The organism is Gammaproteobacteria bacterium, from assembly GCA_022340215.1.
GTDB lineage: Bacteria > Pseudomonadota > Gammaproteobacteria > JAJDOJ01 > JAJDOJ01 > JAJDOJ01.
This window is the reverse complement of record JAJDOJ010000239.1, coordinates 1-8,411: the sequence shown is the minus strand read 5'-3', so window position 1 is coordinate 8,411 and position 8,411 is coordinate 1. Positions and strand designations below refer to the sequence as shown.

The 8,411-nt window shown below is 59.2% G+C and carries 11 protein-coding genes and 2 pseudogenes; 11 read left to right on the top strand and 2 right to left on the bottom strand.

Annotated features, from left to right (window positions below):
- Nucleotides 1-269: hypothetical protein (locus LJE91_16475; protein ID MCG6870262.1), on the top strand; the 269-nt coding region annotated here is incomplete at its 5' end.
- Here the strand turns inward: LJE91_16475 and LJE91_16470 are convergent.
- The gene (locus LJE91_16470; protein MCG6870261.1) at nt 266-502 is read right to left on the bottom strand and encodes a hypothetical protein; all 237 of its coding nucleotides are present in this window, start codon (nt 500-502) and stop codon (nt 266-268) included. The two genes, LJE91_16475 and LJE91_16470, sit on opposite strands and share 4 nt — an antisense overlap.
- Nucleotides 503-1,161: 659 nt before the next feature.
- Nucleotides 1,162-1,440, bottom strand: coding sequence for a hypothetical protein (locus LJE91_16465; protein MCG6870260.1), 279 nt, complete (start codon nt 1,438-1,440; stop codon nt 1,162-1,164).
- Nucleotides 1,441-1,729: 289 nt separating this feature from the next.
- On the opposite strand from LJE91_16465, the gene LJE91_16460 reads away from it, so the two are divergent.
- The 10 genes and pseudogenes from LJE91_16460 (at nt 1,730) to LJE91_16415 (ending at nt 8,411) form a co-directional block, all read left to right on the top strand.
- Nucleotides 1,730-3,037 carry a multicopper oxidase domain-containing protein gene (locus LJE91_16460; protein MCG6870259.1) on the top strand — a complete coding sequence of 436 codons (1,308 nt, stop codon included), beginning with the start codon at nt 1,730-1,732 and terminating at the stop codon, nt 3,035-3,037.
- Between the two features lie 20 nt (nt 3,038-3,057).
- Complete coding sequence (locus LJE91_16455) at nt 3,058-4,293, top strand: hypothetical protein (protein ID MCG6870258.1); 1,236 nt, start codon at nt 3,058-3,060, stop codon at nt 4,291-4,293.
- 65 nt (nt 4,294-4,358) lie between these two features.
- Nucleotides 4,359-4,781 carry a hypothetical protein gene (locus tag LJE91_16450; GenBank protein MCG6870257.1) on the top strand — a complete coding sequence of 141 codons (423 nt, stop codon included), beginning with the start codon at nt 4,359-4,361 and terminating at the stop codon, nt 4,779-4,781.
- Nucleotides 4,782-5,076: 295 nt separating this feature from the next.
- Nucleotides 5,077-5,520, top strand: coding sequence for a DUF411 domain-containing protein (locus tag LJE91_16445; GenBank protein ID MCG6870256.1), 444 nt, complete (start codon nt 5,077-5,079; stop codon nt 5,518-5,520).
- Nucleotides 5,521-5,904: 384 nt separating this feature from the next.
- Nucleotides 5,905-6,132 (top strand): SHOCT domain-containing protein, encoded by a 228-nt coding sequence (locus LJE91_16440; protein ID MCG6870255.1) that lies wholly within the window; start codon nt 5,905-5,907, stop codon nt 6,130-6,132.
- Between the two features lie 242 nt (nt 6,133-6,374).
- Nucleotides 6,375-6,752: a hypothetical protein gene (locus LJE91_16435; GenBank protein MCG6870254.1), complete on the top strand. Its 378-nt coding sequence runs from the start codon at nt 6,375-6,377 to the stop codon at nt 6,750-6,752.
- A 26-nt stretch (nt 6,753-6,778) separates the two neighbouring features.
- Nucleotides 6,779-6,937 carry a hypothetical protein gene (locus LJE91_16430; GenBank protein ID MCG6870253.1) on the top strand — a complete coding sequence of 53 codons (159 nt, stop codon included), beginning with the start codon at nt 6,779-6,781 and terminating at the stop codon, nt 6,935-6,937.
- 72 nt (nt 6,938-7,009) lie between these two features.
- Nucleotides 7,010-7,447 carry a MerR family transcriptional regulator gene (locus LJE91_16425; protein MCG6870252.1) on the top strand — a complete coding sequence of 146 codons (438 nt, stop codon included), beginning with the start codon at nt 7,010-7,012 and terminating at the stop codon, nt 7,445-7,447.
- Between the two features lie 12 nt (nt 7,448-7,459).
- Nucleotides 7,460-7,630 (top strand): annotated as a pseudogene (locus LJE91_16420) (YHS domain-containing protein).
- 81 nt (nt 7,631-7,711) lie between these two features.
- Nucleotides 7,712-8,411: pseudogene (locus tag LJE91_16415) on the top strand (hypothetical protein).

Below are 8,411 nucleotides of genomic sequence, written 5' to 3'. Positions count from 1 at the left end.
TAAGCCGGGAGGTTCGTACCCCGAAAGGGTGGGCGATGATGGGACGCAAGGGCGGTAACGAAGCCCTTGACCTGTTGTGCTACGACCGCGCCGCGGCGATCGTGCTCAACGCCGAAAGGATCAACTGGGACGCTCCCCCGCTATGGGCTCGGCCGCAGGATACAAACCCGACGATCGTCGATGCCGACCGGCCGGTACCGAAACCGGAACCGTCAGCGCCGGAGAAAAAGCGGAGTTTCCGGGACATGTGGGATAAGAAAGCTAACTAGTCGCTCCCGCGGGCTCTGGTGAGGCCGGTTTCCAGTTGACCAGGTCCCCGGGCAGCCCCGCAACCGCCCCTCGTCCATCCCGAGCGGTAGAACAGGCGGGCCAGTTCCTGGCCCCGGGAGGCGTTCTTCTCTTCCTCAAGCTCTGCGACGCGGGCCTCGATGGCCTCCAGGCGCTTGTCGAAGTCCTCCTCTGTGAGGACGCGGCGGGCGGTCATGTCGATGACGTCTGGCATGGGTCGATGGTTTACCTGTCAAACTTCGCGTTATGTGCTTTCACAGCAACACGCATGTTCCGGTACTGTCGTTTTGCATCAGGGCTATCATTGTTCCCGGCACCGATTCTCCCGGGTGAGGTCTTCGCGGCGCTCGCCTGAACTTGCTTTTCGGATTCCACAACTACCCGCAGCCGAGCTCACCGGCAAGCGGGAGGGCGGTACGAGCCATTCGCTTGACCAAGTCGGTTCTCGACCAGGCGCGCATCGACAAGGCGAAGTGGTAGGTTTGATGGTATGTTGCAGGGGAAATTCAAGAAACAATAGTGAAAACAATAAATTATTAATTTATTCGATCCCGCCTAGCACAACCATGTGATGGATACCCGTCGATATCCACCGGCACTGGACCTGCGACTCGTCCCGGACCTTCCGCGGGACCCGGTTGTTGCCGCGTGGCAGGGTCGGAACGCTTCCGGGTTTCTGGGGACCAGGGAGGTCACCTGCAGGCGGTCCAGCAGCAGGACGATCTGACTATCCTGGACGAATCGGTGGGCGGCGCGTTCGTGGAAGAATGAGTCATCCAGGAGTCGTCGATGTCCACGTTCCACCATGCGCAGTTCCGGATCGAATTGAGCGGAATCGTGTTGCAGGCGGACCGGGTCGGCGCCGGGTGCCCGTTACCAGGCGTACCCTGATTCGCGCACGGCCTGCAGCGGGATACCCTTGAACTCCGCGGTAACGATTTCGGTTCTAATCAGTTCGTGATGCGAGACGTCCTCCACAGATTGGTTCATGCCTGCGTACTGGTGTTCCTGTTCGGATCGCTCGCCGATGCCATTTCGTACGTCGACCTGTCCGAGCCGGCGGATTGTCACAAGCAGGTTTCCGCAGGCGCCTCCCATCAGACCCATGATCCATCGGTCGAGATGGATGCTCGGGAGGATCAAGCCGGGCACTTGTCTGCTTCTCGTCACTGCCCCGACGGTGATTGTTGCGGAGACTGCACAGACTGCGGCACGTGTGGTCACTGTACGGTCATGATGGTCGGTGACACTCGTGCGGTCGCTTCTCTTATTGTTGTCTATCTGCCAAAGGCTTTCTTTCCCGTTCCCACCTACAGCGGGCCCGTCCATCCGCGCCCTCCACAACTCCATCAGTCGTAATTAACTGGTTTCTTTAGGGAAAATCGGTCCGACCCTATCCGTTCGGATCGCTGGTTCCGTAACCGACTGATGGAGACACTACGTGGAAAAAAACAAGTGCAATACGGGTGCGCCCGGTTGCGATGAACGTGTTGGCGTTCAAGAGACCAATGCCGACCGACGACGATTCCTGAGGTCCGCTGCGGCCCTCACGGGAGGAGCTGTCGCGGCGGGAACGTCTCTCGCTGCCCGTTCCGTTGAACTCGATCACTCCACCATGGATCACTCGGCCATGGGTCATGACATGAGTGGCTACGGGACCATGATGTACATGGAAGGTCACAAGATGGAGCCGGGCTTGATCATCGAGCCGCCGGGCTCTCCTGCCGACGACGAGGTGGATTACCGCGAATTCGATATGGATATCCGGATTGTCGAGCACGAGCTCCTGCCGGGTGTGAAGACCCATATGTTCGCCTTTAACGGTCAGGTGCCCGGTCCCGAGTTCCATGTCGACGAGGGTGACTGGGTGAAGGTCAACTTCACCAACCACACCGAAGAGATGCACACCATCCACTGGCACGGCGTGGTCCTGCCCTACACCATGGACGGTGTACCGATGGTTACCCAGGACCCGGTGCATCCGGGGCAGACATTCGTCTATCGCTTCCAGGCCAAACCGGGCGGGACACGCTGGTACCACTGCCATTGGGGAACGCCGTTGCACGCCAGTCACGCCATGCACGGGGCGTTCATCATCCACAAGAAGGACGACCCGCTGAGAAAGCGATTCCCCTGGTCCCGTGACTACACGCTGATGCTGGAGTCCTGGGACCTCAACTTCTCGCGCGAGGAAATGAATGGGCTGCTGGAGGGCATGAAGCAGGTCAATCTGCTCATGGCGCGGGGGAAGCTCGATCCGCAGACCCACGGTTTTTTTCGCGACTACGACGCCTTCAAAAAGGCCGTTCTGGATGGCAGCTACGCCGCACCCTATCTTCCTGGCCGCTCCTCGGGCGTGCCCATCGAGTACAACTTCTTCGGCATCAACGGGCGCTGCTATCCCTCGACCAAGCGCATCGGCATTCAGCAGGGGGAGTGGATCCGGGTGCGTCTGATCAATGCCGGCAACGCCAGTCATCACATGCACCTGCATGGACACGACTTCTGGTGGGTGGCCCAGGACGGCAACGATCTCGCCGAGCCACGGCAGATCAACACGGTGCACGTCGATCCTGGCGGGACCTACGACATCATGATCTACGGCGATAACCCGGGCTTCTGGACCTTCCACGACCACAACACCACGCACGTGCGAAACAACGGGCTCTATCCCGGCGGGATGCTGACCGTCCTCGCCTACGAGGATTTCAAGCCAACCTACATGCCGTCCACCTCGGTGGACCAGTGAGCGCTCGGGGAGACAACGCCATGAACCTGAATCCATTGATACTTGGCGGTGTGATTCTAATCGCAGCGATCGTCGAACCGGTCCCGGCACTGGAAGTGGATCGCGCCGTGCTGCCACGCACCACCGTGGCGGGGCGCCTGCTCGCCACCTTCCGCTATGAGAAGTCCGACGGTTTCGCCGGGGCGCCTGACGGGGATTCCAGCGACTTCGACACCTCCGACTCGGCGATCCTATTGCGTTTCGACAAGCGTCTGTACAACGACAAAGGGGTGGGGGGTGCCATGATCGGCCTTCGTAAGGTGGGCTTCGAGAGCGAGGTCGAAGGCGATGTGTATTTCAATCAGCTCAATGCGTTCTTCTGGAACGAGAACGCTGGCGTATTGATCGGCCAGACCCGCCAGCGAAACTTCGTCGTCGAGTTTCCCACCTTGCGGGACGAGGACCTGCTCGATTACGCCTATATTCCCGATGCCAATTCCTACCGCGAGGCCGAGGAGGATGTTCTATTCGCCCCGATCGGCACGGTGGACTGGTTCTTGAACAAGGGCCGAAACGCGGTGAGCCTGTGGGCGGGGGCGCAGACACAGACCAACGCTCAGGGTGAGACGATCGCCCCGGACATCAACAGCGGTGGAATCGGCTGGCGCTACGAGGTCCCGGAGACGATGCGCTACGTGGAACGAATCCGTTATGCCGGCGTATTCGTGAATTACCAGAACGTGAAGGAGACGGTAACCGGGGAGACCAACGAGGGCTTTTTCTCGGTGGTGGCCGGCGGTGAGTCCAATCTCAATCTCGATCCAACCAAGGTATGGAGCACGGGGCTGCAGGCCATCTACAACGATGGTATCGACGATGTCAGCTTCAATCCCGCTGACAGCGAGGATCTGCGCCTGGGGGCATTGCGGCAGGCAAGGTCCTGGTCGGTGGGCGGCTATCTCACCTTTACCCACCGTCCCAATCTGCTGACACGTTCCCGTGCCGGATTGCTTTTCGCTTACAAGGACTATCCGGACCAGAACGACGCGACGCAGTTCAGCATCATACCGAACTACGTCTACCGGCTCGGCCATGGCTTCGACATCGTCGGCCAGTACCGCTTCACTTCTTTCAACGACGGCCTGGCGATGATGACAGGGGTCGATACCGACCAAACTATCTGGGCCGGCCTGGTGTTCTCGTTTGACCAGACCTTCAACGACCAGATCGGCGAACGCAGTTCCATCCTGAACATGGAACACGGCTACATCCAGTGAACTACTGAGGTCACACCATGATTTCTACACACCGTAAAGGTTTGCGAACTGCTTTGTTGGGGACCATGACCTTCCTTGGCATATCGGCAGCGCTCGCGGCCGAAATGGACCACAGCCAGCACACCATGCACCAGCCTCCTGCCTCTGACCATGAAGGTCATGCCGGGGCGAAAGACGGCTATGCCGCAACGGGCGGCGGCGCGGCACTTGCAAAGCTGGACGCCATCCCGGCCAGCGGCAAGAGCCGCGAAGCGGGATTCGACGACCGCTATGTCATGGAACCCACCTCCGCCAGGAACGACATCGCCACACAATGTGCCCAGGGTTCGCGCGGACTGATCATGCTGGACAACGCGACCTGGGCGCTCTGTGGCGGCAAGCCAAAAGGGGCTTCCAAAGGGCCAGGCTACTATACGCCGATGTTCCCCTGGTACAAGGAGGGGACCGGCGAGACCCACAGTATGGATCATTCCCAGATGGGACATTGAACATCAAGGCGGTTGCCGGAAAATGGCATGCCAGATCGCACCGGATTTTCGTTCGTCATCCAGGCGCGACAACAGGCGCATAGTCGAACTATGCAACGGTTGTCGCAACACAGGGGACGGACGAAAAGACAAGCAGGGTGGTATGTCATTTGACAGAAATCGCCCAAACAGCAATTGGCGCAGAAGCCCCTGCGTAACAGTCAGGGGCAATGAAGGAGGCAACCATGAGCAATAGACACGGGGCCAAAACCGTCCTGGCCCCCATGGGCCTGCCAAGCCATCCCGGCTGCCCTGGGTGCCGGGAAGCGGTGGGATTGTCATTCTTGCCGCAGACCTGGTCGCCGGCCTGCTTCAGACCCGTGAAGGCGAGGCGATCGAGATCACGGTGTACAAGAGTCGCACCTGCGGCTGCTGCAACAAGTGGATCGATCATCTGGAGGATAACGGATTCCGGGTAAATGCGGTCAATCGTTCGGATATGCCTCAGGGCAAGGCGAAACTGGGGGTTAATGAAAAAGTCGCGTCCTGCCACACCGCGGTAGTGGGTGACTACCTGGCGGAGGGGCACGTCCCGGCGGATGTCGTCAAACGGCTGCTGAAGGAGCGACCCGATGTAAAGGGCATCCTCGTTCCGGGTATGCCGATCGGTTCTCCCGGGATGGACGGTCCAAATCCTCAGCACTACAGCATTGTGCCCTTCGATTCGCTGGGAAGTACGGGTGTCTACGAATTTCGATGATTCCCTTCGCGGACGTGGAACTCTGGCCTGGATACCTATTCGGAAAGGGAGAAAGTGATGCGATACCGTCCGGTTTTCATGATCCTGGCCTCCTAGGAGCCTGTCGGATTTAGGCGATCGTAGCGAGCATGGTGGGAGAGCGAGACAAACAGTTCACGATTTCGAGGCGCATAGTGGGCCTACGCAACGAGGAATTGGGGATTTTTTGGCCGCTCTCCCATCAGCGCAGTAGGTTGTTCCTAAAACCGACAGGCTCCTAGTAGCGGAAACGCGCAATGCGGAGCCTTCGCGCCCTGTGGTCGGAGGAGGTTTATTCGGCCTGGGCTGAAATCGATCAGAGAAGCCGCAGCGAACGTTAGAGATTTCTTGGAGAGGATCGTCGATATGCATGGAGAAGGAGGCGTTATGGGGCTTGGAGGGGGTTTCATGTGGCTGTTCTGGATTCTCCTCATCGTGCTCGCTGTCTGGGCAGTCAGGGCGATGACATCGAACACGAACCAGGCCGGCCGCCGCGGCGGAACGGCATTGGAGATTCTGGAGGAGCGCTATGCTCGGGGTGAAATCGATAGGGAGGAATATGAAGAAAAGCGGCGTGACCTGATTAACCACTGAAACCCAGGCGAAATAGAACACGGCCGGGGACATTGATTTGGAAAGCAGGGTGAGCGGGAATACGATGAAACTCGCCACTTATGGTATTCGACGCAGTATCGGAAACTTGGTGGGTGGCAGTCAATTCGAGAGCGCAGTGGCCTTGACCTGTGTGCTGCTTACAAGTTCTACACTTTAATCATTCGTAGAGCCGCACCCGATGTTCGCAACTGAATTGACCAATCAATACGAGGAGCATGACCATGAAGAAACAACTGGCAATCGCAATCCTGAGCATGATGTTGAGTGCGCCGTTCGCCTTCTCCGAGGAGCAGGACAGTGAGCACGAGGCGCACCATCCCGAGGCCCAGGAGACTACCGAAGGTGGTTCGCAGACTGCCGGTGGGGGAATGATGCAGGGTGGCCAGGGTGGCGGAATGATGGGCAAGGGAATGATGCAGGGTGGCCAGGGCGGCGGGATGATGGGCAAGGGAATGGGACACGGCGGCAAGGGAGGTGGAATGATGGGTAAGGGAATGATGCACGGTCATCACCAGGATGTTCTTGACCGCCTCGACCGGATTGAAAAGCGCCAGATCCTCATGGAAACCATGTTGCGGGAGTTGTTGCTCGGCAGGTAACAGTTTCGTTAGACAGGGATGCTTCCATGCATCCCGTTTCGGGGTGCACGGGGAAATCGGGCAATGGGATGATGGAGCGTCAGGAAGCGGCATGGGAGACCCGCAAGATGATGAAAGGGACGATGGGCAAAGAGCCCATGGGTAAAGGCCCCATGAGTCAGGGGCCAAAGGGAATAGCCAAGTAGGTTCCGCGATGCAGCCGCCGCCTGCAAGGTGCGGGCGGTCGGCTCTGCAAACACGCTGAGTGGTCAATGAAGATGATCGTCAACGAACTCGCGAGAATGTCTGGCGTACCACCTCATGTGGTTCGCTATTACGCGCGGATCGGGCTACTGGAACCGGTCCGCGATGCGCATAACGGCTACAAGCTGTTCGACGAGCACGATGTCGCGCGTATTCGATTTGTTCGTCAGGCGAAGAGCCTCGGATGTACGTTGAACGAGATCCGACAGATCCTTCGCGAGGCGGATCGTGGTCGATCTCCCTGTCCTCAGGTGCGGCAGATCATTCAACGCCATATCAGGGCCAACCGCCGCAGGATCGAGGAGGCGATCGAGCTCCAGAAACGCATGGAGTCGGCGATCAGGCATTGGGAAACGATGCCAGATGGCATGCCCGACGGGCATACCGTTTGTCACCTGATCGAGAGTTTTTCCGGTGACATCGAGCATCAGGACACGCGCACAGATGCATAACGGAGGCTAGCCATGCCGGTTCATCCCCCTCAGGCGCATTGCTGTTCCGGACCGGTCAATACGACCGAGTTCACGGACCCCGTATGCGGGATGAAGGTCTCGGCGACCACACCATTTACGGTAGAGCTGGCCGGGCACCCGTACTATTTCTGCAGTGAGGGTTGTCTCAATCATTTCACCCAGGCCCTCGAATCTGGCGGTGAGGAGCATCAGGGGCAGAATGGTCCCGAGGCAGATGTCTCGCAGGTAGACCACAATAATGAGTACACCTGCCCCATGCATCCGGAAGTCCGTCAGGACGGCCCGGGGGCCTGCCCCGAGTGCGGCATGGCCCTCGAGCCTGTCAACCCCGCGATTCCAGCGGCCGCGACAAAATACACCTGTCCCATGCACCAGGAGATCGTTCGCGACGAACCGGGAGAGTGCCCCATTTGTGGCATGGCGCTGGAGCCGATAGCGGTCGAGATCGAGGAGGAGGAGAATCCCGAACTTCTCGACATGACGCGGCGCTTCCGGGTGAGCGCCGTGCTCACCGTCCCCCTGGCGATCATCGCGATGGGTGATGCGATCGGACTTTCATTCGACTGGCTGGCCTTGCCGCGCGCGCTGGGCTGGATCGAGTTCACCCTGGGTACTCCGGTGGTGTTGTGGGGCGGTTGACCGTTTTTCGTCCGCGGCTGGCAATCGATCGTGAATCGCAGTCTGAACATGTTCACTTTGATCGGACTGGGTACGGGAGTGGCATATGCCTACAGCCTGGTGGCGACGGTGTTTCCCGGTATGTTCCCGGACTCATTTCGGGATCCGCATGGTGAAGTGGCCGTTTATTTCGAGGCGGCGGCGGTGATCGTGACCCTCGTTCTGCTCGGACAGGTGCTCGAGCTGCGCGCGCGTCACCGCACGGGCGCCGCGATTCGGGCGCTGCTGGGGCTCGCACCGAAAACGGCGCGACGGATCAGTGAGG

What these genes read in the sequence shown, in the direction of transcription:
- LJE91_16425 (MCG6870252.1), top strand. Translation starts at nt 7,010, where the DNA reads ATGATCGTCAACGAACTCGCGAGAATGTCTGGCGTACCACCTCATGTG.
- LJE91_16450 (MCG6870257.1), top strand. Translation starts at nt 4,359, where the DNA reads ATGACCTTCCTTGGCATATCGGCAGCGCTCGCGGCCGAAATGGACCAC.
- LJE91_16440 (MCG6870255.1), top strand. Translation starts at nt 5,905, where the DNA reads ATGCATGGAGAAGGAGGCGTTATGGGGCTTGGAGGGGGTTTCATGTGG.
- LJE91_16435 (MCG6870254.1), top strand. Translation starts at nt 6,375, where the DNA reads ATGAAGAAACAACTGGCAATCGCAATCCTGAGCATGATGTTGAGTGCG.
- LJE91_16470 (MCG6870261.1), bottom strand. Translation starts at nt 502, where the DNA reads ATGCCAGACGTCATCGACATGACCGCCCGCCGCGTCCTCACAGAGGAG.
- LJE91_16455 (MCG6870258.1), top strand. Translation starts at nt 3,058, where the DNA reads ATGAACCTGAATCCATTGATACTTGGCGGTGTGATTCTAATCGCAGCG.
- LJE91_16430 (MCG6870253.1), top strand. Translation starts at nt 6,779, where the DNA reads ATGCATCCCGTTTCGGGGTGCACGGGGAAATCGGGCAATGGGATGATG.